This window comes from Nostoc sp., from assembly GCF_036919895.1.
Taxonomy (GTDB): Bacteria; Cyanobacteriota; Cyanobacteriia; order Cyanobacteriales; family Nostocaceae; genus Nostoc.
Genome location: NZ_JBALBW010000138.1, coordinates 1 through 26,181 on the forward strand (window position 1 = coordinate 1; position 26,181 = coordinate 26,181).

20 protein-coding genes, 1 tRNA gene and 4 pseudogenes are annotated in these 26,181 nt (G+C 42.5%); 9 read left to right on the top strand and 16 right to left on the bottom strand.

What is annotated here, in order from left to right; genetic code table 11:
- The 3 genes and pseudogenes from V7K55_RS27005 to V7K55_RS27015 form a co-directional block, all read left to right on the top strand.
- Positions 1–138, top strand: a pseudogene (locus tag V7K55_RS27005) (IS630 family transposase); the annotation flags it as partial.
- A gap of 400 nt (positions 139–538) precedes the next feature.
- Positions 539–739: a hypothetical protein gene (locus V7K55_RS27010; RefSeq protein WP_094331674.1), complete on the top strand. Its 201-nt coding sequence runs from the start codon at positions 539–541 to the stop codon at positions 737–739.
- Positions 727–1,752: a PleD family two-component system response regulator gene (locus V7K55_RS27015; protein ID WP_334836397.1), complete on the top strand. Its 1,026-nt coding sequence runs from the start codon at positions 727–729 to the stop codon at positions 1,750–1,752. The genes V7K55_RS27010 and V7K55_RS27015 overlap by 13 nt, the downstream gene beginning before the upstream one ends.
- A gap of 31 nt (positions 1,753–1,783) precedes the next feature.
- Here the strand turns inward: V7K55_RS27015 and V7K55_RS27020 are convergent, their stop codons facing one another.
- Positions 1,784–2,989: a histidine kinase gene (locus V7K55_RS27020; RefSeq protein WP_334836400.1), complete on the bottom strand. Its 1,206-nt coding sequence runs from the start codon at positions 2,987–2,989 to the stop codon at positions 1,784–1,786.
- Positions 2,990–4,510: 1,521 nt separating this feature from the next.
- On the opposite strand from V7K55_RS27020, the gene V7K55_RS27025 reads away from it, so the two are divergent.
- The 3 genes from V7K55_RS27025 (at position 4,511) to V7K55_RS27035 (ending at position 8,320) form a co-directional block, all read left to right on the top strand.
- Positions 4,511–5,905: an S-layer homology domain-containing protein gene (locus V7K55_RS27025; protein ID WP_334836402.1), complete on the top strand. Its 1,395-nt coding sequence runs from the start codon at positions 4,511–4,513 to the stop codon at positions 5,903–5,905.
- Positions 5,906–6,222: 317 nt separating this feature from the next.
- Positions 6,223–7,263 carry an SGNH/GDSL hydrolase family protein gene (locus V7K55_RS27030; RefSeq protein WP_334836404.1) on the top strand — a complete coding sequence of 347 codons (1,041 nt, stop codon included), beginning with the start codon at positions 6,223–6,225 and terminating at the stop codon, positions 7,261–7,263.
- 13 nt (positions 7,264–7,276) lie between these two features.
- Entirely contained in the window at positions 7,277–8,320 is a 1,044-nt protein-coding gene (locus V7K55_RS27035) for a M42 family metallopeptidase (RefSeq protein WP_334836507.1), read from the top strand.
- 111 nt (positions 8,321–8,431) lie between these two features.
- On the opposite strand, the gene V7K55_RS27040 is transcribed toward V7K55_RS27035, so the two are convergent.
- Positions 8,432–8,503 (bottom strand) — tRNA-Thr (locus V7K55_RS27040).
- Positions 8,504–8,536: 33 nt separating this feature from the next.
- Here V7K55_RS27040 and V7K55_RS27045 point away from each other — a divergent pair.
- Complete coding sequence (locus V7K55_RS27045) at positions 8,537–8,830, top strand: DUF3493 domain-containing protein (RefSeq protein WP_334836406.1); 294 nt, start codon at positions 8,537–8,539, stop codon at positions 8,828–8,830.
- Between the two features lie 134 nt (positions 8,831–8,964).
- On the opposite strand, the pseudogene V7K55_RS27050 reads toward V7K55_RS27045, so the two are convergent.
- The 10 genes and pseudogenes from V7K55_RS27050 to V7K55_RS27095 form a co-directional block, all read right to left on the bottom strand.
- Positions 8,965–10,212: pseudogene (locus tag V7K55_RS27050) on the bottom strand (ISL3 family transposase).
- Between the two features lie 238 nt (positions 10,213–10,450).
- Entirely contained in the window at positions 10,451–12,145 is a 1,695-nt protein-coding gene (locus V7K55_RS27055; protein ID WP_334836408.1) for a DUF1565 domain-containing protein, read from the bottom strand.
- Positions 12,146–12,759: 614 nt separating this feature from the next.
- A complete protein-coding gene (locus V7K55_RS27060; protein WP_334836410.1) occupies positions 12,760–12,957 on the bottom strand; it encodes a hypothetical protein in 198 nt (65 codons plus the stop codon).
- Positions 12,958–13,274: 317 nt separating this feature from the next.
- Positions 13,275–13,895: a low-complexity tail membrane protein gene (locus V7K55_RS27065; RefSeq protein WP_334836412.1), complete on the bottom strand. Its 621-nt coding sequence runs from the start codon at positions 13,893–13,895 to the stop codon at positions 13,275–13,277.
- A 105-nt stretch (positions 13,896–14,000) separates the two neighbouring features.
- Positions 14,001–17,159, bottom strand: a complete 3,159-nt coding sequence (gene infB / locus V7K55_RS27070; protein WP_334836414.1) for a translation initiation factor IF-2 — start codon at positions 17,157–17,159, stop codon at positions 14,001–14,003.
- Between the two features lie 135 nt (positions 17,160–17,294).
- Positions 17,295–17,537, bottom strand: a complete 243-nt coding sequence (locus V7K55_RS27075) for a hypothetical protein (protein ID WP_334836416.1) — start codon at positions 17,535–17,537, stop codon at positions 17,295–17,297.
- 105 nt (positions 17,538–17,642) lie between these two features.
- Positions 17,643–17,912 (bottom strand): YlxR family protein, encoded by a 270-nt coding sequence (locus V7K55_RS27080; RefSeq protein WP_334836418.1) that lies wholly within the window; start codon positions 17,910–17,912, stop codon positions 17,643–17,645.
- Positions 17,913–18,060: 148 nt separating this feature from the next.
- A complete protein-coding gene (nusA, locus tag V7K55_RS27085) occupies positions 18,061–19,344 on the bottom strand; it encodes a transcription termination factor NusA (RefSeq protein WP_334836420.1) in 1,284 nt (427 codons plus the stop codon).
- 174 nt (positions 19,345–19,518) lie between these two features.
- Positions 19,519–19,980, bottom strand: coding sequence for a ribosome maturation factor RimP (rimP, locus tag V7K55_RS27090; RefSeq protein WP_334836423.1), 462 nt, complete (start codon positions 19,978–19,980; stop codon positions 19,519–19,521).
- A gap of 230 nt (positions 19,981–20,210) precedes the next feature.
- The gene (locus V7K55_RS27095; protein ID WP_334836425.1) at positions 20,211–21,653 is read right to left on the bottom strand and encodes a hypothetical protein; all 1,443 of its coding nucleotides are present in this window, start codon (positions 21,651–21,653) and stop codon (positions 20,211–20,213) included.
- A gap of 502 nt (positions 21,654–22,155) precedes the next feature.
- On the opposite strand from V7K55_RS27095, the gene V7K55_RS27100 reads away from it, so the two are divergent.
- Entirely contained in the window at positions 22,156–22,851 is a 696-nt protein-coding gene (locus V7K55_RS27100; RefSeq protein WP_334836426.1) for a peptidoglycan-binding protein, read from the top strand.
- 40 nt (positions 22,852–22,891) lie between these two features.
- Here V7K55_RS27100 and V7K55_RS27105 read toward each other — a convergent pair.
- Positions 22,892–23,089 (bottom strand): annotated as a pseudogene (locus V7K55_RS27105) (SDH family Clp fold serine proteinase); the annotation flags it as partial.
- Positions 23,088–23,361: pseudogene (locus tag V7K55_RS27110) on the bottom strand (IS1 family transposase); the annotation flags it as partial. The pseudogenes V7K55_RS27105 and V7K55_RS27110, both read right to left, overlap by 2 nt.
- An 89-nt stretch (positions 23,362–23,450) precedes the next feature.
- Here V7K55_RS27110 and V7K55_RS27115 point away from each other — a divergent pair.
- The gene (locus V7K55_RS27115; protein WP_334836428.1) at positions 23,451–24,383 is read left to right on the top strand and encodes a M48 family metallopeptidase; all 933 of its coding nucleotides are present in this window, start codon (positions 23,451–23,453) and stop codon (positions 24,381–24,383) included.
- A gap of 196 nt (positions 24,384–24,579) precedes the next feature.
- On the opposite strand, the gene V7K55_RS27120 is transcribed toward V7K55_RS27115, so the two are convergent.
- Positions 24,580–25,239: a cofactor assembly of complex C subunit B gene (locus V7K55_RS27120; RefSeq protein WP_334836430.1), complete on the bottom strand. Its 660-nt coding sequence runs from the start codon at positions 25,237–25,239 to the stop codon at positions 24,580–24,582.
- Between the two features lie 89 nt (positions 25,240–25,328).
- Entirely contained in the window at positions 25,329–26,057 is a 729-nt protein-coding gene (gene rpaB, locus V7K55_RS27125; RefSeq protein ID WP_334836432.1) for a response regulator transcription factor RpaB, read from the bottom strand.
- Positions 26,058–26,181 lie beyond the last annotated feature (124 nt).

Consider the following 26,181-nt stretch of genomic DNA (forward strand, 5'->3'; position numbering starts at 1 on the left):
AAAACATGGGTTCGACGTTTTTGTGCTTTGATTCCTTCGTTCTCTCATTTAAAGTGGATGTTTGAGTGGTTTATCCGGCACACTACCTTTGATTTCGCTACTCTCCAGATGTACGGAGTTTTTTCAAAAATCAAATAGGAGTCCTATATACTCAATTGAATTAAATAATAGTTTTTACTAAACTTCTTAAACCAGAATGAATTTCAAGATAAGCTTTGCACTAAGGGAAATCTCAATCTTATGTAATTATACTAAGCTTTCATAGACCTTACCTAATAAACTAAATAAATTTTAGTCAAGTGAGATTAGTATTTAGTATTAGCTATCTTCTGAGCGCACTTTGGCAATGGCTTTGCCCTGCCTCACGAGGTTTCTAAACTAACTACAGAACTACATAATTAAGGTGTGTATTTGCAATTCTCAAAAAAACTGTAATTTAACTTTAACAATGGGGAAATATAAAAGTAACATTTTCTCTCATAATCAAAGCCGAACAAAAAGGTAACAATTGCCTTCGTGTTCCAATTATAGATTGTCTATGCAACTTAGTTATCTACCGCTTGCTTGGCTCAAGAACATTGAGCAGTCTATTGTCAAACAACAGTTGATTTTGAAGCCAGACACACCTTTGCCGCAAATCCTGGCATTGATGAAAAGAGCGATCGCTCCCATGCGGTTGAGTTGTACAGCCTTTTTCAGAATAATCCCGCAATTGGAAGGCAACTCATGTCAGGCATAAGCCCATTTTCTGTTTCTAAGCAACCACCACTGATCTTAGTGGCTGATGATGACAAGACCATCCGAGTATTGTTGCGTAAAGCTATGGAACAAGAAGGTTATCGAGTGGTTGAGGTCAATGACGGTAAGCAATGTTTAGATGCTTACGAGACTATCAGACCTGATATAGTTTTGCTAGATGCTATAATGCCTGTCATGGATGGCTTTACCTGCTGTAAGCACTTACTCCAAATTGCCAGGAATAATTTAATCTCAGCCCTTGCAACCTTTGATACTGACTCGACCCTTAATAATAATGTCATCTCCAAGATATGGGAGCGTACTCCCATATTGATGATCACATGCTTGGACGATGAGGACTCCGTAAACCGTGCTTTTGATGCAGGGGCAACTGATTATGTCACTAAGCCAATTCACTGGCCTGTATTGCGTCAGAGGTTGCGGCGACTGCTACAGCAAGCGCAAGTATACAAGCAATTAGGTGCTGCAAACCAAGCTTTGCAGCACCTGGCCAATGTTGATGGCTTAACTGAGTTGGCTAATCGTCGCCGTTTTGACGATTATCTCAATACTCAGTGGATTAATCTCGCACAGGAGGGATCTCCTTTGTCAATGATTTTGTGTGATATCGACTATTTTAAATTTTATAACGATAAGTATGGCCATCCTGCTGGGGATATCTGTTTACAAAAGGTGGGTGCTGTCTTAAACACGAAGGCACAAAAACATCAAGATTTAGTAGCACGTTATGGTGGCGAGGAATTTGCTGTGATTATGCCATACACCAATGCCTCTGGTGCAGTTCACGTGGCCAAAGTGATACAAGCGGGAATCAAGGATTTGCAAATTGTTCATGATGGATCTGCCGTGAGTCAGTATGTCACTCTCAGTATGGGGGTGGCGACTGTTGTCCCTACTTGGGAATCTTCACCTTCAGATTTGATTGTGCAAGCAGACAAAGCACTCTACCAAGCAAAGGCGGGAGGACGCGATCGCATTGTGTCAAGTGATTAATTGTCATTTGTCATTTGTGAATGACCAATCCTTAAGAAGGATAAACTGGCAGTGTGAAGTGGAACCATGCTCCGTTATTGGGGGCAGAGTCCACCCAAATTTGGCCATAATGTGCCAAGATAATACGTTGGCATAAACAAAGACCAATGCCGTAACCTTCTTTACCTTCATCCCGTTGCAGGCGGAAGTGGTTTTCAAAAATGCGATCGCGATTCTCTACAGGAATCCCAGGCCCAGTATCGCCAATACTAAACTGAACTTTTTGAGTAGTGCGGTGCAATCCGGCTACGCTAATCTTGCCACCTTCTGGAGTGTATTTGATGGCATTATCCAACAGATTTACTACCACTTGGCGGATGCGTTCTGGGTCAGCATATACATAAGGTAAGTCACTAGGAATATCTGTTTCTACCTCTTGGGCTTTGGCGGTGTAGCGATCGCACAATTCTTCGATTACATCCAAGCATACTTTACCTAGTTGTACTTTTTGTGGTAGTACGCGAAATTCTGTATCCTTACCACGACCTACCTGCAAAAGGTCGGCAATCATTCGGTCAATGATCTTAGTTTGATTGCGGGCTTGTTTTAATAAATGCGCCGTCATAGTTGGTTTGAGGCGGTGGAATTGCCCTGTCTCTAGATTATAATTAGATTGGAGGGTTTCCATTGCGATCGCGGCGGCAGTTAGGGGATTGCGAAGATCGTGCGCCAGCATAGCAATCACCCGGTCTTTAAACTGTAGCTGCTCTTGGAGATTATCTTTTTCCTGTTTCAAGCGAAAAATTTCGTCTGAAAGTCGGATTAATTCAGCAGAAACAGCAACTGAATGGATAGTAGATTTGGGTAATATCGCCCGACCATTTTCGTCCATACGTTCTTGCAAGTCTTCCTGTAATTTTAAATAAGCGTCTACAGCGACTTGCCAGCGAGGCCACCAGTTTTTCAGTTGCGCTATGATATTACTCCCAGCTAAAACCTGTCGTGGTTCAGGATGGATTTTGATTAAAGCTGGCGTTGCTACCAACTTAAAATGTTCTGCTAAGTAGGGTTGTTGTTCAACATCAATAGTTTGAAGTTCAAAACTATACTCAGCCTGCAATTCTTTTAAGTAAGCGCGTATTCGCTGCACCTGTTGTCGAGACTTTGGGCGGCCATCGACAAAAAGTAACAGCTGGAGTGGAGCCTCAGAATAAATAGGCAGATCCTGGGAAGCTTGCATGTAATCGTGTTTCAGCACTGGTAACAACCCGGTGACGCTTTACAGAAAGTAAAATGGACTGACGGTTGTCGATGGTCGTTGTTTTCTCTTCAATTCAATTTAATATCTATTTTAGATTTTTAATCCTCTTATCAGTTCTGCGTTTTGAGATAAGACATATCTTTTCAGCCTTTTGCGCTCTTTTGGGTAACTTTGTCTCCAAAAAACACCCAAGTCCCTTGAATATAAGTCTTAATTTGCCCTAGATAAAAATTTTTCGCTAGAGCCAGCACGTGAAAGGTTTAATACTATGTCAAATCAGCTAGTGGATCGGCATGTCAATTTGAATACTCGCTTTGAACAAGGCATCGCCCAACCAAACGCAGATGCTAATTGTATCTAATCTATCAGGAAGCTGTTGATTGTTCAGACCAAATTTGTAGAGGGTTTTCTCAACCGCCAGTGCATCAGATGAAGTGTTTTTTTGCCTTTACCCAATCATTGGTAAGATTGAGAAAACAGCTATAGCTGACCTTTGCACTGCCTCTATAACTTGCGAAACATACTCTGTAGCTAGCTTTTATTTTAAGAACCGCTACCCTATCCCAGAAGAACAGGGAGGGATTGCCTAAGAGAAAGCTTGGGATAACATAGAGGCGATCGCACTTTTAGAGTTAGTACTCACTGCTTTCGAGACTCCCAGGAAGCTCTTGACTTACAGCACAAGTAACACTTTCCCCAGGAAATCTATTTATAGATATTAGGGAAACTGTTGCGACACTTGACTGCTTTGCCTATAACCCCAGTCGCCAACAATAAAGAACTTACGCCAAGTTCCTGGAATTGCTTAACACTGGCATTTTCCAGCTATTGCCTTATTAAGCTTACCATCGTCAGATGAATAATTTCCAGAATCGATTGTAAGCCAATATTTAGCGAACTCTATTTGTTCCCCTCCTTGGGTGATGCTCAGGGGGGCTTTAGTCCTAGTCTATCACTTCAGTTGCTTGGCGATCGCATTAAGCTAGTGCAACACGGCGGAATTCAAAATGACGCTCTCTGCGAGACGTTAAAAGCGAACGATGACTCGCTCTAAGCGTAGCCATGCCGTAGGCTTTACGCTGCGTTATCCACCAGTCGCACAGAATTCAATTCTGTTAGTGGTAGCGGGGCGTTTAGCCCATTCTGGCTCTTGACTCCTGAATTCTGTTTGATAAAACTCTTGTATAGCAAGTATTTCAGATTTATTTATATTTTTTTCCAAAAATGTTAGTTTGCCAGAATTTTAGGGAATTCTATAAGTAAGCATGGGAATTATCAAAACCTAATGGCTGTAAAACAAAGACAATACGGTAGCTTTTGCTACCGTTTACTCATTTTTAGAGATATCATCTTCACCAACAGAGATATTTGCTAAGAATGAAGTGCTGAGTCGGTAGTGTCTTTAGATGATATTGAGAGGCAAAGGAGCAGAAAAGAGTCATGAGAGAAAATTCCCAATGCCCAATTAATGAACAGTCTGCGCTAGGGTAGGAATTGAAACTCAATTTGTGATTTCCTGTGCTTCCCTGTAAACGTCCAGCTGTATTTCTAATTTGGGCTGTTCTACTGACTTCTTTAACAGCCTGTGCTAATAGTCCAGTCGCCAAAAATCTTGAGGAATCTTTGGCGGCAGATCCTAAGCTACAAAGCAATCCAGTTGTTTTTGGAGAATCTCAGCGTAACCAACCACAAGCACAGTCAAACGCATCAACAGTTCAGTTACCATCTGATTTTCCTAAAGATATCCCACTATATTCCAATGCCAAGCTACAGGAAGTTACACCTGCTAGCGGCTCAGAAAATAAAGTCTCAACTCGCTGGTTGACTTCCGATCCCAGCAACTTTATTGCTAGCTTTTATCGCACCCAGTTTCAAACAAATAACTGGCAGATTTTGCAACAGCCAACAGATGATACGGGAGGTGCTTTTGAGGCACGTCGCAACAATTTGCTGTTGAAGGTTTCTATTCAGCCTAAATCAGTTACTAACGCCACACCCAATCAACCCCAAACCGCCACTGAATTAGTGATTGAGTACGTACCTAATAGTATTGCTACGGCACAACCTACTCCAACTACAAATTCTAACGAAACGACTACCGTCATCCCTCAAACAGCAAATCCACAGTTCATTGGCCCATTACCACCTGCAAACTTGGCAGCACAGCCACCAAATCCGACTAATAACCCAACAACTCCTACAGCCACAACCGAATCTCAAGAATTTAACGATCTGAATAAAGTACCGCAAGAATGGCGGCAACATATCCAAGACTTAGCCGCATTAGGTGTTTTATCCCTAGAGCCAAAGGCAACTAAGAGTAATTCTACTATCACAAATAACCAGTTTGAACCCGGTAAAATCGTTACACATCGGGAATACGCCCGTTGGCTAATTGCTGCTAACAATGCTATGTATGCGAGCAATCCAGCTAAACAAATTCGCTTGGCATCAGAAAGCACTCAACCAGTTTTTAGTGATGTTACCGCCAAAGACCCTGATTTTCCAGCAATTCAGGGATTAGCCGAAGCTGGGTTAATTCCCAGTCCTTTGTCTGGAGATTCTACAGTAGTTTTGTTTCGTCCTGATGCACCCCTAACGCGGGAACAATTACTGCTGTGGAAATTACCTTTAGACACTCGCCAAGCCTTACCCTCTGCTAACTTAGATGCAGTTAAACAAACCTGGGGTTTCCAAGATGCAGCGCGAATTGACCCCAAGGCTTTAAGAGCGGTGTTGGCTGATTACCAAAATAGCGAGCAATCAAATATTCGGCGAGTGTTTGGCTATACGACTCTGTTTCAACCCAAAAAACCAGTAACTCGTGCTGAGGCTGCTATGACTTTGTGGTATTTCGGCAGTCAAGGTGAGGGTGTGTCAGCTACTGAGGCTTTGAAATTAAAACGAAATTAAAGTGATGTCTACAAAGGGTTACGCCATTCTGTTGCGGTTGGTTCATCAATAGCAGAAAGTGGTAAATACCCACGCCTTAGCATGGAAAGTTTGCGATTTCTTTGTAATAGACTTATTTTTTATCAAGAAAATGTAAATCTAAGTATTTTCAGCGTTTTTACCTGTGTTTGATGAATTTTTGAGGCATAGTTAGGTAAAACAACGTAAATTAACTCAAATACACGTACTTAGTTTGAATTAACTCAAAGGATGAGTTGTGAGCGATCGCCTTTTCATTACTTTGAAACAAACTAAAAAATACCACAGGTAAAACAAATATGAAAAAACAAGCTGTAGCGGCAGGATTTGTTCTATTTTCTTTCATGTTGCCGACCAAAGCCTCGGCTGCGAGTTTTGATCGGCTTTTTGTATTTGGCGATAGTCTTTCTGATACACGCAATACATACAATGCTACTGGTAAAACATTTCCTCAAAGCCCACCTTACTTTGAAGGACGTTTTTCCAATGGGCCGCTTTGGGTAGAATATCTGGGAGATCAGTTAGGGTTAAAGCCTACTTTATTCACTACTATTCCTGCCACACCTCCTACCCAAGGAATAAACTTTGCTTTCGGTGGTGCTAGCTCTGGTTTAGATAATGCTGTTGTTCCCAATGTGGGATTACCGGGAGTACTCAAACAAGTCCTTGGTTTTGCTGGAAATCTGCAAGCAAATAATCAAACTGCTGACCCAAATGCACTTTATACATTGTGGGGAGGTGCTAATGATTTCTTTTTTCTTAACCCCGAAGACTCGACCACGCCAATCAGTAATATATCCCTGGCGTTAAATACTCTGGTAGGAGTCGGCGCGAAAAATATTTTGGTGTTTAACTTGCCAGATTTGGGACAGCTACCAGCAGCTAAAATCAACGATCGCAATCCTGCAACCCTTAGCAAATCTACTAATGATTTTAACTTAATTTTAGCACAAACTGTCAGCGCTTTGAATCAAAACCCGAATCTCAACATCATCTCGGTTGATACTTATTCTTTATTTAATCAGGCAAGTGCATTAGGTTTTACAAATGTAACCGAGTCTTGTCTATCTAGGCTAGATATATGTGACCCAGGTAACAACAAGTTTCTCGTCTGGGACGGTTTCCACCCAACGACTGCTGCTCATAAGGTGATAGCAGATGTTGCACTGGCGGCGATTGAGGCTAAGTCTGTTCCTGAACCTGCGATAAACTTGGGGATTTTAGCGCTTGGTGCTTTTGGTGCAGTAGGAATGCTAAAGCGTCAACAAAAAAGATCGGTACTTATGACAACAGGTCGGGTTGTTGATGCACAATTGTCTCATACAACAGTTGAAAATTAAACTAACTGTATTGATGTGGGATTACGATCGCTTATTTGAAATTATTGAAGAATTAGTTATGCACCACTCTCCTAGTGGTGCAGAAGCTGAGATTAACCAGTTGTTGATGCAAAAATTTGCAGCGCTGGGTGTAGAAGTGTGGTGCGATCGCGCCGATAATATTATTGCCAAGATTCCAGGGAAAAATCCAGACCGTGCGATCGCAATCACCGCACACAAAGACGAAATTGGCGCAATTGTCAAGAGTCTCGGTGATGCAGGTCGTGTGGAAGTCCGTAAACTCGGCGGTTCTTTCCCGTGGGTTTACGGCGAAGGTGTTGTGGATTTATTGGGAGATAACCAAACCATTAGCGGTATTCTCAGCTTTGGTTCCCGCCATGTTTCCCATGAATCTCCTCAAAAAGTCCAACAGGAAGATACTACTGTGAAGTGGGAAAATGCCTGGATTGAAACGAAGCTCACATCTGCTGAATTAGAAGCAGCTGGCATTCGACCTGGAACTAGAATGGTAATCGGCAAGCATCGCAAGCATCCAATTAGGTTAAAGGATCATATTGCCAGTTACACCTTGGATAACAAAGCCTCTGTTGCCATTTTGCTAGCTTTGGCTGAAAACCTGAAACAGCCAGTTGTTGATGTTTATTTGGTAGCTTCAGCCAAAGAAGAAGTAGGAGCAATTGGGGCACTATTTTTCACCCAAAATCAACGCTTGGATGCGTTAATTGCTTTAGAAGTTTGTCCATTATCCGAGGAATATCCTTTTAAAGATGGGGAAAGTCCTGTACTTTTATCTCAAGATTCTTATGGGATATATGATGAGGGGCTAAATGGACAACTGCGCCAATCTGCCAAACAACTCGATATACCAGTCCAGCTAACGATACTGAGCCAGTTTGGTAGTGATGCTTCAATTGCGCTGAAATTTGGTCATGTAGCGCGTGCTGCGTGTTTGGCATTTCCTACCCAAAATACACATGGCTATGAAATTGCTCATTTAGGTGCGATCGCTAATTGTATCGATTTGTTAAAAGCTTTCTGCGAAACTGAGTTTGAGTGATTGGTAATTAATAGGAATGCGTAGCTTGCCACCGTAGGCATCCTTTTTACAAGCATTATGCTAGATGCTTGATTTATGTCAAACTCTAGTATTGAAGAATACTTTTATCAAAGCCGATGATGGGATTTGAACCCACGGCCTGCTGATTACGAATCAGCTGCTCTACCACTGAGCCACATCGGCGTACACAATCTAAGAGTATAACATGATTTAATCATGGTAAATCAAAATCCTAAAAATCGCCTTAATCCTGAACAGTATGCCAGCCTCAAAGCAGAAATAGCCGCTCCTTATCGCGGCTTCCGACAATTTTTCTATATCGCTTTCGGTGCTTCTGGTTCACTCGGTGCATTCGTCTTTTTCTTCCAAGTCCTTGCCGGACGAAATGTTGAGAGTGCAATGCCAAGTTTAGCTCTCCAATTAGGAATCGTTGCCCTAATGGTCTTTCTCTGGCGCTGGGAACAGCGTCGGCAACGAAGCGCTCAATCGGTTAAAAATCCTAATTCCTGAAGGAATAAATTTTAACTTGCCACATTCAAATCCCACTAGTTGAAATTCAAACCGGACATCAATGACCCTGTGTTTTTATGTTTAAAAACACCTAAAATTAATAAAATTGGTTCTTCAGTACTTGTTATGCTAAACTAATAATCAAAGTGCCAATTTAATAAGCATCTTACTCTAAAATTATTAAAGTTTCTGAACCCATAAGCTGAACGCTTAATTAGCTTGAGTTTGTTATTGATGCCTTCAACAGCACCACTTGTTGTTTTATTATCAAAGTAAGCTACTATTTCATCAAACCATCGGATAAAAGTATTGTTACTATTTGGGAAATATTTTTTAGCTTTTGATAACCATATACCCAATTTAAAGACTGCCGGATACCAATCATTCGTTTTATTAAAAACTCTTCTAAGTTTCTCTTTCAATTCATGCATTAATTTTAGACTAGGAGACACAGCTTTCACCTGAATAAGTTTATTTTTTTGCTCTTCGTTTAAATCTGACTCATTTTTAAGTAAAACATATTTACTTTTATTTAATCCTGATAATACTTGCTCCTGTTTTAATTTTTCTTTTGATGTCTTTGCTTTTTTTATTAACTCTTGTATATTTCGTTTTTCTCTTTTTCTCTCTGTATCTAATTCCTTATTTATCTGAACCATAACGTGAAATCTATCTGCAACTACTTGAGCTTCAGGCATTAGTTCTGCTACCAAGTTTTTATAACCTTTCCATAAATCTATGCTGACTTCCTCTATTTTTTCTAATACCTCAGTTCCCTACCCTATAAGAGTTTCCTTTATTATTTCTTGAGTCCGTCCACTTAAAATAGCAATCAGTTTGGATGTATCTAAATCTATTAGTACTGCACAATAATTTCCTTTTCCTTTAACTAGAGCTATCTCATCAATTCCAAGTCTTTTTAATTTTAAAGGTTTTGAATCTGATAATTCTAGCGCTGCGTCTTTTAACATACCTTCTATCTCTTCTGTTGTGACTATCCCTTTTGAAGCTACAGTGTGAATATCGTTTTCTAAAACTTCTTGTATCGTTTTCTTTGCAAGCCGCTTTGTATAAGTTCTTTTCTTCCTGACAAAATCTAAATTTTCACTAAACGGTTTTTTACATATTTCACATTTGAATTGCCGCCTATTAATTTCTAAAAATACTGGCTGTTCTCCAAAAGGTAAGTCTTTAACAATATGTCGATGATTTTGATGTAGTTTCTGACTTGAGGTGCCACACCTGGGACAAGTACTATCTATTTTTTTTGATTCTGTTTGTAAAATAATTCCAATTCCATAGTGAAGGCGATGCGATATAACTTTTATATCTCCTAAATCAAGAAGTTCTGTTAGAATCTTAATATCTCTTTTGCTAGTCATGACTGTAAATTTATATAAAAATAGTCTGAATGATATTTACAGTTAACAATAAATACTCTTTATAAGTCAATCCCTATAATACTTTTAGCAGATTACTTATACTTATTCTTGACATTATTTGATATCTATTATTAATTATTTAGCATAACAAGTACTGAAGAACCATAAAATTTACAATATTGGAAGCGCCAGACAGGTAATTTCTTAGTCTGGCGTTTCTAATTTGCTAAATAGGCATTTACTGAACTGTTACCAAATAGGATGAAGGAATTGGTTGGGCACGTCCAGCATTGACGAGTGCCTGGTAAACAAAGGCAGCAACTTCGGCTCTAGTCGCTTCACGATTAGGATTGAGTTGCTTTACTGTGGGATAGTTAATTACTAGTTGTCGTGCAGTTGCGGCCGCAACAGGTGCGATCGCATAATTAGGAATCTGGGCAGCATCAGTGTAAAAGGAAAGGACATTCTGATTACTTGCAGTTAAGCCCAAACCATTAGCTAAAGCGACTAATGCCTGCACTCTAGGAATTTGCTGCTGTGGCTTAAAAGTGCCATCGGGATAACCAGAAACAAATTCACTTTGGTAAGCAGATTGAATTGCAGCATAAGCCCAAAAATTGGTTGCTACATCTTTAAACTGAATGCCTGCGCGTTTAACTGGTGGTGTTAAAGCTTTAGTGACAATAGTAGCGAATTGAGCGCGGGTTACAGGTTCATTGGGTTTAAAGCTGCCATCAGGAAAGCCAGCAATAATATTTTGAGAAGCTAAAGCTTCGATGTAGGTTTTTGCCCAGTAATTGGCTGGCACATCTTTAAAGGCTACAGGCCCTCCAGGGGGTACATCAACAGATGCGGCAACAAAATCTACTGAGCCAAAAATCTTTTTCTGATCGATATCATTACCAACAGCGACAATTCTACTGGTTTTAGTGGCGTTGTTCACATCATAACGAGTGTTATTGCGGATAAGATTGCCACCAGGATTTTCGTTAGTGCCGAGGTCGGGTTGAGCATTGACAGTCGCTACTACGCCATCGCGCTTATTGTTCTGAATGACATTCTTACGTAATATGGGCTTCGCTGACTCTGAGATAAAAAGACCATCTTGGTTTTCGACGATTTGGTTTTCCACAACTAGGGGTGTGGAAGTGCCACCGATCGCTAGACCAAAACCAGTATCCTGAAATAAGTTACCCCGAATTTCTCCTTGAGCAGCTTTAGCAATTGAAATCCCATTACCTTTGTTTTGCACAAAGAGGTTACTTTCAATTTTGGGATTGCCTGTACCTGTAACAAAAACACCTTCTCTGACACTGTTAGCAAAAGTACTGTTTTTGATAGTAGGATTAGTTGACTCTACCCACACAGCTGTACCCCGACTATTTGGGTTGGTGACGCTTACACCGGTAATAGTCGTATCTTGTTCGGCAAGGATGGTAATGTCCTGTCTGGCGAAGGTGCGACTAGTGTAGAAACCTCCACCTGTAATTAATATTGCCTGACCTTTACTAGCTTCATCACCCCGCAGTGTTACTCCTGGTTTAAGCAACAACGGAAAGGTTTCGCCACTTTCCTGGTTATAGTTCCCAGGTGCTAATTGAATAACTGCACCTGTTTGGGCTTGACTGAGAGCGAAACTGATGCTTTTGTAGGGTGCAGCTGAGGTTGTACCACGACCAGCACTATCTACACCAGCCGAGGGATTAACGTAAATTGCTGCGGCGGTTGTTGGAACTTGCGCTGTGAGAGTTGGGGTAATACCTTTTGGGTGAGTAGCACCAGCATTAACCTCACTCGGTAATAGTATTGACCCACCGGAAACAACTAGCATTGCCGTTAATCCGGCTCCCAGACGCAAAGTATATCTGAGATGACTGCTAGAAAGAAGGCGAAAATTTTTCGCAAGAGAAATGTGAAAACCCCGATATTTCATTTTTTGAGTCTGTGATGTGCTGAATTATGGTATATCAAACAAGGGCTAGCAGCCTTGTAGCTGCTATAAAACCCATGCAAAACTATACTGGATGATTAGCACTGATTCAGCTAAATTCCCTAGATAGATCACAGAACTTATACATTTTAGGGGCTACCTCGCCGCAGAAAAATCGGTATTATTCACAGGACTTACGCAAACAATAGCCGAAAATAAAGATTTTCAGGTAAGGAAAATTTCTGTAAACACAAAGTAGCTACTCTACGAGTTCTCCAAGGAAGTACCCACAGGGTATTGCCACTAACGCGTGTAGTTTTGCGTCAGTTCTAATTCAGAAGATTCTTTGGCGTGGCAATATCCCAAAGCAATTTGTCAATATTTAACGGTAAACTCTGTATTTTTAAATAGAGGGATGAATAGTAAAATTAGTCAAGCTATTGATACACAGTCTTGGCCGCAGGCTTTATGAGCCGCCTTAGCAATTTCTGCAAATTAAGACAGGCAGGTGTTGCTGATTAAATTTATTAAGAATTATTCACACAAATAAAGTGGAAGTTGATGGCGATCGCTTAGAGGGTCTATACCGTCAACTTCCTCCCTAGCAAACATTACATTTAGTAAGCTAAAGTTTCTAAAGTTTCCCTTAAATACCTTTGTACCTGCTGCTCTAGGCGAATTCCGTGTAATTGAGCATCACGTTCTAGTTGCCAGCGTTGGAAACCAGAACTAGTGGAAATAGCACATTTGAGGCTATACCAAATTTCAGGATCAGCACAAAATTGGCGATCGCTAGAAGCTGGAATTTGAGCCATAGTTCCTTATTCCTTTGTTTTAACTTCAAGGGTAATTGGGTATTGGCCATGGGGTATTAACAATTCGTAATTAGGTTACGACCTATAGAGAGAGCGAGGACTCTGACCCAACGCTTGCGGACTCGCTAACGCTGCGCTATCGGTTTAATTACGAATTAGTAAGGGATTTCCAAGGAATAAATTATCCCAAAAAACGAACCACAGAGACAAGACCGCGCTGCCGCGCAGAGAACACAGAGAGAGGAGAGATTAAGAGGATTTTTGTATCAGTTTTGGAATATTTTTTTATTTGGAAGTCCCTAATTACATCATGGCTGTTATGAATCTGCATTAATCCTAAACAAGGATTGCAACAATCGGGGGACGATTTGATTAACCCGTACCCCTAAAATAGTAAAATCTTGCTTAATCTTTTCTAAAGATAATGGTTCTATGCCAGCAAATTCTGTCTCATTAATCACTAAAACTCGCATTACACTCACAGGTATTTGTAAAAATAGATTGCTGCCTAAAAAGGCTAATCCCGCAAACACTAGTGCAAGGCTGCGCCATTGTGGAAGGAATTTGGCTGAATTTGCTACTAATGGGGCAATTTGGTAAAGATGCCACAGCACCCAAACCGACAATACTGCTGCCACTAATGCCAGAATACGATTTAACTTTGTATTAATTAAACAGAGAATTTTTCGCTGCCGTTCAGTCAGATTTTCTGGCTTTAGGGCTATTCCTAAAAGAGCAAATATATAAAAAGGGCGACGTAACTGCATCCATAGCAGGGGAAGAATACCAATGGCAGCAACTAAAGATAGCTCCATCCAGACTGGCAAAAACGGCTCGCCTACAGACAAAAACAATAAGCACAGGACTAAAAAAACAGGCAATGTCGCTAATCCAGCGACGTGAATCCACAAAATAGGTTCAGAGCGAAATGAATGCATATTATAAAAAGTTGTGAGTTAAGAGTTAGGAGTTAGGAATTAGTAGTCTTTAACTCCTAACTCCTAATTTATTACTCCTAACTTCTAACCATTTTACCCTCAACACTATCTCGTTAAGGTGAGAGTGCGGCGCTTCGTAACCATCTGATAGGATTCGATGATGTCACCTTCAACCCAATCATTGAATTTATCCATGCCGACACCGCATTCGTAACCGGCGTTGACTTCACGAGCATCTTCTTTCATCCGTTTTAGGGAATCAAGAACGCCTTCAAAGATCACCTTACCGCCGCGTCGGACTCTGACTTTGCAGTTGCGAACTAGCTTGCCAGATTGAACGTAACAACCGGCAACAGCACCGCGACCGACTGGGAAGACGGCCCTGACTTCGGTTTGACCCAAGGGTTCTTCCACCAACTCTGGTTCCAAAAGACCTTCCAAGGCATCTTGGATATCTTCTAGGAGTTTGTAGATGACGTTGTATTCTCGGACATCTACACCTGCTTCATCGGCGGCTTGTCTAGCACCACTGGCAAAGGTGGTGTTGAAGCCAATGATTACAGCGTTACTGGCAGCTGCTAAATCGATATCTGTCTCGGTGATTTCCCCAGCAGTAGCCAAGAGCATCCGAATTTGGACTTCGTTTTGGGGGATTTGCTTGAGCGCTCCCACAATGGCTTCCACAGAACCTTGTACGTCTCCTTTCAAGATCAAGTTGAGTTCTTTCAACTCGCCTTCTTGGGCTTGAGCGGACAGGGTAGTAAGGGTAACACGACCTTGTAACAGGCGGGATAGGCGTTGTCTATCGGCGCGATCGCTAGCGAGTGATCTGGCTTCTTTTTCGTTCTGGAAGACCTCGAACTCGTCGCCTGCTGCTGGCACATCACTTAAACCCAATACCTCGACAGCAAAGGAAGGAGAAGCAATGTCTACTCTCTTACTTCTGTCATCCACCATCGCCCGGACTTTACCGAAGGCCGAACCAGCTACTAAGATATCTCCCACACGCAGGGTGCCATTCTGAATTAGCAGGGTAGCAACTGCTCCCTTGGCTTTATCCAGATGGGCTTCAATGACAGTTCCTTTGGCAGTACGATCTGGGTTAGCAGATAGTTCTCCAACTTCTGCTACTAGCAGAATCATCTCTAAGAGCGTATCTAGATTTTCACCTCTGATGGCGCTCACGGGAACCATAATTGTCTCACCACCCCAATCTTCTGCGGTCAGACCATATTGGGTAAGTTCTTGTTTCACTCGCTCTGGCTGTGCCCCTTCTTTGTCAATCTTGTTGATTGCAACGACAATTGGCACTCCCGCAGCTTGGGCGTGGCTAATGGCTTCAATAGTTTGGGGACGCACACCATCATCAGCAGCCACTACTAACACGGCAATATCTGTTACCCTAGCTCCTCTAGCCCGCATCGCTGTAAAGGCTTCGTGACCAGGGGTATCCAAGAAGACGATCTGCTGTGGTTTGCCCTCATGTTCTATATCCACATGGTACGCACCGATGTGCTGTGTGATGCCACCAGCTTCGCCAGCAGCCACTTTTGTTTTGCGAATTGAGTCGAGCAGGGTTGTTTTACCGTGGTCTACGTGACCCATGATTGTCACGACTGGCGGACGGCGGTGGAGATATTCTAAGTCTTCTGCGCCGACCATTTCGGTAATTTTCCGAGCTTCTGCTTCTCGCTCGACGGTTTCAACTTCTATTTCTAGTTCTTTTCCTACCAGGGTAATTGTGGGAATATCTAGATTTTGAGTGATACTCACCGCCATGCCTTTGAGGAACAGGATTTTCACAATCTCTGTATCGGCAACCGCTAAAACGTCAGACAACTCTTGCACAGTCAAGGGGCCTGTGATCGTCACTTTTGCTGGGCGATCGCGCTTTGGATCGACTTCTTGTTGGCGACGGTTATTGTGATGGTCACGGCCAGAACCCGATCTAGAACCAGGTTTTCTACTTCCTCTAGCAGTTGGGGCGCTAACAAGGCTTACACCTGGCATCTGTACAGGTCGAGTTGCTTTTGGTTTGGGAGGACGGGCGATGGAAAGGCTAACTTGGACGGTTGCTGGTGAGTCGATATCGTCATCATCCAACAAATCTTCTTCAAATTCATCGTCCAGTATGGGCTTGATCCGCTTGCCTTTAACGCCAGCTTTAGCCTTCTCTTTAACTTCGTCGATTATTTCCTCTTCTACCCACTTTTTGCCCCCTTTGGTCGGGCGAGGTGGGCTTGGGCGTTTCAAGTTGAGGAGATCGGGTGGTGCAACTGGCTCATCACCCATTCCTTGAGATTTGCCGGCTAATCCTGACATCTGTCTGGGTGGAGTAGCGATCGGCATTGCGGCTGCTACACCTTCACCAGGACGCGCTGGCCTTGGTCTTGGCCCGTCTCCTATTGATGGTGCAGATGGTCTATTGACCCTCTGCTCTGGTCTGGTGGGTGCAGGGGTGGATCGAGCCTGTCTTTGTGGTGCGCCTGGTGCAGACTGGTCAGTTGGGAGTTTGGCAACTCTCGGCTTAACTTGTTCGCGATCGCCTTCAACAGGTTTTACCCGTTGGTCGCGTTTGATGAGAATTGGTTTATCTGCTTGAGACACCTGCTCATCTTGTACCTCGGCAACTTCAGCCGCCGGTCTTGGCGGTGGGGCAGCTAATTGCGGTTTGATCGGTTTTTCCGCTTTCGGTCTGGGTGCAACTACTTTTTCTGGTTTTTGCGATGCTACTTTTTCCGGTGCCTGATTTGGATTAGGCGTTTGTTCCAAGTCGGTGACAGGAGGTTGCTCTTGAGTCTCAGATTGAGTCCGGGGCACAGGTCGAGTTGGTGCTGCCGGCTTCATGGGTGAGACTGGTGTAGCGAAAGGCCGTGGAGGAGAGGGAGGATTAGCTTCAGACAAGGCAGCTTGGGTATTGTTGGCAACTGACGCATCAGGGGCGTTGGAGGTAGTATTTCTCAATATTGTGGGTTTGCGTATTTCCAAAATTTGCTGTTTGTGGGGTGCAGCAGGTCGGTTACGTCCGCCGTTTGGTGGTGAATTTGGTTTATGGCTGGTTGTACCTAGTTCCTTTTTGGCCGACACATTCGTAGTTGCAAGCTTTTCTGCTGCCGCCCGGATGTTTTCTGCCTCGGATTCTGAAATCGTGCTGCTATGACTTTTGACTGAGATGTCGAGCTGCTCGCAAATTGCTAATAGCTCTTTGTTATCCAAATTCAATTCCTTTGATAATTCATAAATTCTAACTTTGCCGTTGGTCATCCACTCTTCCCCTTTAATTTACAGTTTTAGCGGATGGTTGCCTGGTTTGCGACATCTCCATCCTTGGATTACTGTTTTTAGACTGCCGTTTAGTTTTTGCCGGTGCCTCCAATCAGGAAAGAGAGATGTTTCGGTTTAATAATGGCATCCCCACCAGAAATGATGGTTGAGGGATACCCATAAAAATTTTTTAAATAAAAGATTTTTATCGGAACCCTTGATGCCGAACTGCGCCTGAGCGCTACCAGGTTGCCATTTTGTAGTTTCTTGTTTTGTTGATTCTGAATCTTCCACAACACAATCGATTACATCTTGTTCTGGGAATGTTGCCTCGCCCCTCTTAACTTTATTGGAGAGCCGAATGCCTTTTACACCCATTTACTATTTTGGCACTAACCTTAACGTTTGATAGAGGATGTGATAAAAGCACGACTTCGGCTTTCGCACAATTCCTCTGGTGATAACGTCACAAAGTTGTTCCAATTAAATTTGGTTTTGGGTATTGCTGCTGGCTAGACGTTGCGACAAGCTTTGGTACAGTGCTTCTGGCACTGATGCATGTAGCGATCGCCCTAGTCGATTTTTTTTTTGAGCGGCTTGTAAGCAACTCATTTGTGGACAAATATAGGCGGAACGCCCCATGCCCCGATCTAATTGTACCTTTCCTGATGGAAAGACGCGGACAATCCGCCAAAACTCATTTTTGGAGCCTACTTTCCGGCAACTAATACAGCGCCGATAATTTGGTTTCATCAGTTTTCTGCGATCGCAGTCCAGCATTCTGAGTGTAAAAATAAGTTTTTTATTACTATTTTTTACTTATACCAAGCCGTCTTCTAAGAAATACTCCTTGAGACGCAGACTACAATCAACATTATCAAAACTTTACAAGATTGAGTAATTACTCGTCATCATTACTGTCAAAATTATCCTCCTCTTCTAATTCGTCCTGATTTTCATCTTCTAATTCTTCCTCAAAGTCAAGATCATCATCCTCTTGCTCTGCCTGATATTTTGCTCTTACAGCCGTAAATTTCTCATCTTCTCCTGCATAGTCATATTTAGCTTTGTCTTTGATGTCTATTTTCCAACCAGTCAGGCGGGCTGCCAAACGGACGTTTTGTCCTTCTTTCCCAATGGCTAAACTAAGTTGATCTTCAGCCACGAGTACGTGAGTTTGCCGGGATTCTGGATCCATTAGGCGTACTTCATCTACCCGTGCTGGACTTAAAGCATTAGCGATGTATGTTGCTGGGTCTGGCGACCAGCGAATTACATCTATTTTTTCACCGCGTAATTCGTTGACTACCACTTGAATTCGCGATCCCCTGGCTCCGATACAAGCACCAACTGGGTCTACATCGCGATCGAGGGTATCTACTGCTATTTTAGTCCGGGGGCCGACATAACGGGAAGGGGGGTTTGCCTCCCTCGCTACGGCAACAATCCGTACCACTTCATCTTCGATTTCTGGGACTTCGTTGGCAAACAGATAAACCACCAAACCAGCATCAGCGCGAGACACAAGCAACTGTGGCCCTCGTTGCTGACCTTGGGAGACTTTTTTGAGATATACCTTGAAGGTGGCATTTGCCCGATAATTATCGTTGGGCAACTGTTCCCGTTTCGGTAATTCAGCTTCTACTTCTGGCTGACCAAAATTACTGGTGACTGCCAAAACCACTGATTGCCGCTCAAACCGCAGGACTCTTGCTTGCAGGACAGTTCCTTCTAAATCTTGGAACTCTTCTTGCACCATCTGGCGCTGTTGATCCCGTAATTTTTGCGCCAATACTTGCTTGGTTTGCATGGCCGCCATCCGACCAAATTCTCCTTGGTCGGGGGTCACATCCAGTACAACAGAGTCCCCTAACTGCGCTTCGGGGGCTACTTGTTGAACTTCGTCTAGGGATATCTGATGGTCTGTGTTATTGACTTCTTCAACAATAGTTTTGGTGGAAAGAACGCGAAATCCCTCTCCGTCAATATCGAGTTCTACTTCAAAATTTTCAAAATAATCTTCGTCAAACTGTTTACGCTCTAAATTTTGGGCGCGACGATAACGTTCGTAGCCTTTGAGTAGTGCTTCTCTAATAGCTGATTGAACTGCAAGACGGGGTAAATTCCGCTCACGACTTATACTTTCAATTAATTCTTTTAATCCAGCTAAAGTAACCATTGACATAAGCAATCTCCTTTAAAAATTAGGGACTGGGGACTGGGGACTGAAAACTACGCATTAAAGCCAGGGATTAGAGAATAGCTTTCCACTAATCCCTAACCTCTAGCCCTTAGCTCGTAACCTCTAGCCTCTAGCCAAGCGGCTCTAGTCTGTAACTCCTAAGCCCTAGCTCTTTGTTTATCGGCGCTCGTCTAGCTGCACCTTCGTAATTAGGGAGCGGGGAATTTCGACTACACGACCTTTTTGGTTTAAGTAAAGTGTTGTCTCATCCCGGCGAATCAACTGACCTATCCACTCTTGTTGTCCGTCGTAGGGTGGCGAAGTGAAGATAATAACAGGAAATCCTTTAAAGGAAATAAATTCCCTGTCCGTTAACAGTTGTCGCGAAATACCAGGACTAGACACTTCCAAGACATAAGCATCTGGAACGAATTCCGCAGCATCTAAGGAGGCTTCTAAAGCACGGCTCATCCTCTCGCAATCATTCAATCCGGTGTCTTGCTGAGGATTGCGAATGTCTACCCGCAACACTGGTGGACTTTGGTGAGTGTGAAAAACCACGTCAACCACTTCCAATCCCAGTTCTTCTGCTACTGGTGTCGCCAAATCAATAATTTGTGGAACTAAAGGATGAGCCATGTGAGAATTCAATAAAAAAAGTGGGCACTGACCCACTTCCTGCGATAGGTATATCTTCCAAGAAGTCTTGTGACGAACCAATGATGGTTCGCCCTCATACGAGTTTAGCGCATTTAATGGATAGTCGAGTATAGGGCATGGGGCATTGGGGATTGGGCATTAATTCGTTATTCTTTCTCCCCCTGCTCCCCCTGCTCCCCCTGCTCCCCTGCCCTCTGCTCTTTCTACCCTTAACGTATTTCTGGGAGAGCGGTACTTTTATTAACCACTGATGGAACGGATGGTTGTGTGCGTAGCTGCCTGGTTTGCTCGATAATTTGATCTATGTCTTCTTGGGACAAACGCTGAACGTAGTTAATTTTGATTTCCTCTAAGAAGTCAAAGAGTAAACTCTGAATTTCGGAAAGTACGTGTTTTTCCTTTATTTCAGATCCCAAGGCTTCGCTAAACCTTTGTACGAGTTGACTGGTAAGTTTTGCGCCAACAGGGTCTTCAACAGCGCTAACTAAATTTTTGTAAAGATTAGTTGTGATTTGGGTCGCAAGTTGTTCGCTTAACTGGGTTTGGGCCTGTCCTACGCCAGGGAGATTCTGGAGGTTGCGGTAGATGGGGACTTGATGGAAGACGGTTTCGATGTTATGGCGCAAAATGGCAACGATCGCAGGTTGAATATCAGGTAACACATGGTAAACAATTGTTTTGACCAAAAGACTGGCGATCGCTTCCACTTCATTTACATTATTAATATCTATGTAGGGACGTAAATTTTCTTGTTGTGAGAGCCACTGTGTTAACTCACCTCGCTGAATTGAACCCTGAATCTGGTTAATTACTCTTACCACTACTACTTCTGTGAGTTCTTCGGCAAAATTGGCGACAATCCCCTGATGAATTTGCTTTCGCACTGGATGGAGATTCAATAAATGCGCTCGATCGAGGCGGACTAATACAGGTAAGATTCGTAGCCAACGCCAAAATGGTAGTATTAAAAATAGGTCGTACCAATGCCACAATAGTGCTTCAAACCAGCTTAAACCAGGATGTCGGCGTTTGATGAAGAAGGTACGTCCCAGTAATTCTACGCCAAATAACATCACAAAGGGTAAGTCAAGAATCCAAAAATTATCAACCAAATCGCCATTTTCACCGATTTGGCGGTAGTAGTTTGTGGCAATCAAAGGGCGAATGCTTTCGTTGAAAAAAATTATTTCTTTAAGCCAGCCATTTTGTGATAGGTAAGACTGACTCCAAAAAGTGGCAAAGGACTGTTTTGCAGATTCATTACCGATGTGCGATCGCATCCGCTTTTTGATTTTTTCTAGAGTACCACTCTTATTGGCTCCCGCAAACGGGTTACTATCAATCATCTCGCTGCTAAGACGACTTATTTGTATTAGCGTGCTATTTACCTGAGAAGACTCTAACCCTGTTTGCCTGACTTCTTCTTCTAATGCGTCTATTGTTTCTAAATAATTTTTTGTGTCTCGATGGGGTTCAATACCTTTTATTGGATCGTATATCTGAATAACTTGGGGAAGTTTTCGCAAGTAGAAATCTCGCCAAGGTACGTAACTTAAATTAAACAAAACTAAACCTAAATTTACAGTGGCAGTAATTGCCATAAATCTTTCAAACCAAAGATTCCGCTTTTTAGAAGATTTTATGTCTTTCATTTTTTGGATATTTAGAATATAAACTCTTTCATCTATTAATTTTCGTCTCTTTCTAACCAAGTACACGAATTTGCAGCTGAGTAGACTTCAGTATTGGTGCATGTATGTGCACTTGTATCAATAGAGTCTTAAAAGAGGGACTAGAGGCAATGAGCTTTACCCCATTGTTAATTGTTTTTTAACCCAGGTTGCGAGGCTTGGTTCGTATACCCGCGAATAACCTTCACCAAGGCTTAAGTTGACATCAATACATATATATGCATTTATCCCGTATTTTAGTATTCAAAGGGTGTATTCGATTCAAATGATAACCTCTGGATCTCGACCGACACAAGATACCTCTTTTGATAGATGACATAAAATGCTTTCTGTATATCTAGTTGGCTTGGGCAAAATTTATTCAAAATTTATTCAAAAATCGTGAAAAAAGTTATTAAACAAACTTAAAATGCAGCTGTTAAGATTTATAATCCTGCTGATTTAATCCAAAGGAGTTTTAAATATGTGGTGTGGATTTGGAAAATCAAGCGCGACTTTTGCTGTTACTTGCCTGATAACAGCTAGTGTGGTAGTTGCAGACACAGGTTTCGCAGCTCCTCAACGTAGCTATACGCCCGAGCAATTCCGTGCTGTGTTGCGAGGATTCGGTTATAACGTCAAGCTAACAAATGGTGCTTTGACGGATGAGGAAACAAAAAAGGCAATTCGTGAATTTCAGACAGGTTATAAGCTAAAACCAGTTGATGGGATAGCAGGGCCAAAAACCCAAGCTTATGCTGCTAACATCGTTCAAATTCTGCACACAAATTTGAATGCAGTGGTGAAGCCTAATCCTCCCCTCCCACGCGATCATTTTTATGGTTCCCGTACCGAAGCAGTGGTGAAGGAGTATCAAAAGAAATATCAGTTGCAAGAAACTGGAATTGCTAATTTAGCACTCCGCCAAAAACTGAATGAAGAAGCCAAGACAGTCTTCAGTCAGCCAACGGCTACACCATCACCTAAGCCGACAGCTAAACCGACAGCTAAACCAACAGCTAAACCAATGGCTACACCAATGGCGACACCAACAGCTAAACCAATGGCGACACCAACGGCGACACCAACGGCGACACCAATGGCGACACCAATGGCGACACCAATGGCGACACCAACAGCTACACCAATGGCGACACCAACAGCTACACCAACACCCTAATCGCCACAAAAAACCCCTACCCCAAAGCCCTTAAAGTCATCTAATTTAGTTCTTCTAAGGGTCTGCCCTTGGGTGTAGGTAGGTAGAATGGAACGGCGCGGCGGTCATTGTAAGGTATGGCAATGTACTGCACACTGGGCTGACCTCCTTGTGGCTGTGGGTACAAATCTATGAGATCGTAAATAGAATGGGGCAGTCCGACGGTTACGGGCAGCCCCATTTCTATTGCTTCTTTAATGTAGGCGTGCCAAATCGTGACGTAAACGTGTATTTTCACCTTCTACTCTAGTCATATATATTTTACTGACGATACGATCTCCTGCCTCAAGAAAACTAGAGTAAACAATACATCCATCGGTAACATAAAAATAGCACTGCCAGTAGCAAACAATGCCCCACAAAGGTTTAAATGTTTCAGTACTATGGTCTCCTAAAACCCAAGCAAAAATGCCTTCTCCTGGCAAAGACGCTGCGCGATGACGAAAGTGGTTTACTGCTGTGCCATAACCAAAACCCCTAATCACAGGTGTAGTGAAAGTACAAGCCGTTCGTACTGAGTAACTGAACTTCTCAAAAACTCCAAGATAAAGCTTAAAAAAATGACTAGAAAAATATTAACTGGACTGAGTTCAGCAGCCTACGAACACCCTTTCGATCGCAAAGCCTTGGCTTCTCTGCAAAATATGCCTGGTGTCTCCTTGTTACTCAAGAAAATTAACGAATACGGCATCGATCGCTTACTCAGGCTGCAAAGCCTTGGTAGTGAAATTAAAATTTCGTCCCGTAATTTTCCCCAATTACATCAAGCATTTGTAGAAACCTGCGAAATTCTTGATGTTACTCCACTTCCTGAACTGTATCTATTTCAAGGCACAGGCCACATTGAAACCTATATTGTTGGGGTAGAAAAACCCCTTGTTGGTATCAATTTAGATGCAATGGAGTGGCTCGATCCAGATGAGTTACTTTATGTTTTCGGACATGAAATTGCTCGCATTAAGAGTCAGCACATGGTTTATCACCAAATGGCAATTGTGATGCCAACTTTGAAAAATTTGTTAAGTAGTACCACGCTGGGTGTGGGTGGCTTGATAGCTGGTGGTATGGAATTGGGTTTGTATAATTGGCGGATGATGGCTAGGTTTACTGCCGATCGCGCTGCAATGCTTGCTTGTCAAGATATTGACGTAGCAACTACTACACTGATGAAACTAGCAGGTTTGCCAGATGAGTACTTGACTGCTGCTGTCATCGAAGATTTCCTTGTTCAAGCCCGTGAGTTTGCATCCAATAACTTTGATAGTGTGGATCAGGTCACTAAAGTATTAAGCTATACAGAGTCTGGGCTTTCTTGGGTAGTTATGCGGACTGGTGAATTATTAAAATGGGTTGATTCTGGAGCTTATGATAATTTAATTCAACAGAACAATTTAAACATATTAGAAGAATCAGAAGAATCAGAAGAAAAAGAACAAAAAGAAGAAAAGACACCAGAAGAGAAGGAAGGGTGGAATTTTTTAACTTCTTGGTGACTTAATAATTCGTAATTCGTAATTAATTATATAGAGTTTTCTAATCATACAAGGTACATCATAGCCCCCTCATCGCTTGCGGGGAGGGGGTTGGGGTTCTTGTACCTCACTCAACTGAGAACCGCTATAGATACAAGCAAGTCAATATAATAATTACAAATTACGAGTTATTATCACAGACAATCAAGCTAAATTTTTACGTCCCTTGGTTAGATAAAGTAGAGTTAAGAGTAACGGCTAATTTATCAGCAATTCCCGCAACCCAGTTTTCATCTTGTTTGGTATAACTGCGAGGAGCATTCGCTCCCAAAATTAGCGCACCTTGGTTGCCAATCGGTTGACAAATTACACCTTGAGTGTTCTCTGGTAAATAATCAAATTCAAGCCTACCTGGATATATTTTTAGAGCAACTAGATAAATTGGCTTTTGTTTTTCGAGTACCTGTTTTAAGATTACTCCTGGTACAACTTCAGATTTAGTACCCAAAATACCGCGACGCAACAAAACTTTACCTTGGTAATAAACCACTAGCGATCGCGTTACTGTATTAGTCAACAATAAATGAGATGCCCAGGCTAGCTCTATTTTCACGGCTTCGGGTAAATCTGCTGCTAATACAAAACCTTCTTCTCCAATTAATTCTACAATATCAGGCGATCGCGGCTGAACTTGCTGCCAAATTAAACCCGTCAAAATTAACACCGCACTCAAAATCACCCCTACCACATCACCACGCGATTGCGACTGGGTTAATTCCGGTGTCAATAAACGGTTAATCAGCAAAAGCACTGCGCCTAGCCCACCCACCACAATGGGTAGACGACGCAAAACTCGATTGTTATTGTAATTTGTCATTTGTCATTGGGGACTGAGGACTGGGAATTAGAAAGAATTTCTGCTCCTCTGCTTCCTCTGCTTCCCATCCTTCCCTCCCCCCTCATCTCTCACTCCTCCCCTGGTTCAATAATTCGCTGGAAAAGATAACCAGTACCCCGCGCTGTCAGAATCAATTCTGGGTTGCTAGGATCGTCTTCTAACTTTGCCCGCAAACGGGATATATGCACATCTACTACGCGGGTATCTACATGACGTTCTGGCGTATAACCCCAAACTTCTTGCAAAATTTCCGAACGAGAAAAAGCTTCTCCAGAGCGACTGACTAACAACTCTAACAAGCTGAACTCCATACCCGTCAATCGAATTCGCTCATCGCCTTTGTAGACTTGTCGCTTATTCGTATCGATTTTAATATTAGCAACATGGATTACCCCAGAACTGGGAATGCCAGAAGCACCATTTTTATCTACCCGCCGCAGTACTGAGCGAATCCGGGCTTCTAGCTCCTTGGGGGAAAATGGTTTAACTACATAGTCATCAGCACCCAATTCTAACCCGGTGATGCGATCGGCGACATCACCCAAGGCTGTTAGCATAATAATTGGGACATCTGATTCTTTTCGTAATTCTTGACATACACCATAGCCGTCTAGCTTTGGCATCATTACATCTAAAACTACCAGGTCAGGCTCAGTTTTGCGAAAAATATCCAATGCTTCTTCCCCGTCGCCAGCCGTCACGACATCGTAGCCAATCATGGAAAGACGCGTTTCCAAAATCCGGCGAATGCTGGCTTCGTCGTCTACCACCAAGATTTTTTCTTTATGGCTTTCCAAGTTTTCAACGCTCCTTCACTAAAAATTTACATGATTAATTTTTAATACCATAATATTAAGATATCATTCCATCAATTGATTTGGAAAAAGCTCTAAATACTACTATGATTAGTTTTTAGTTTTT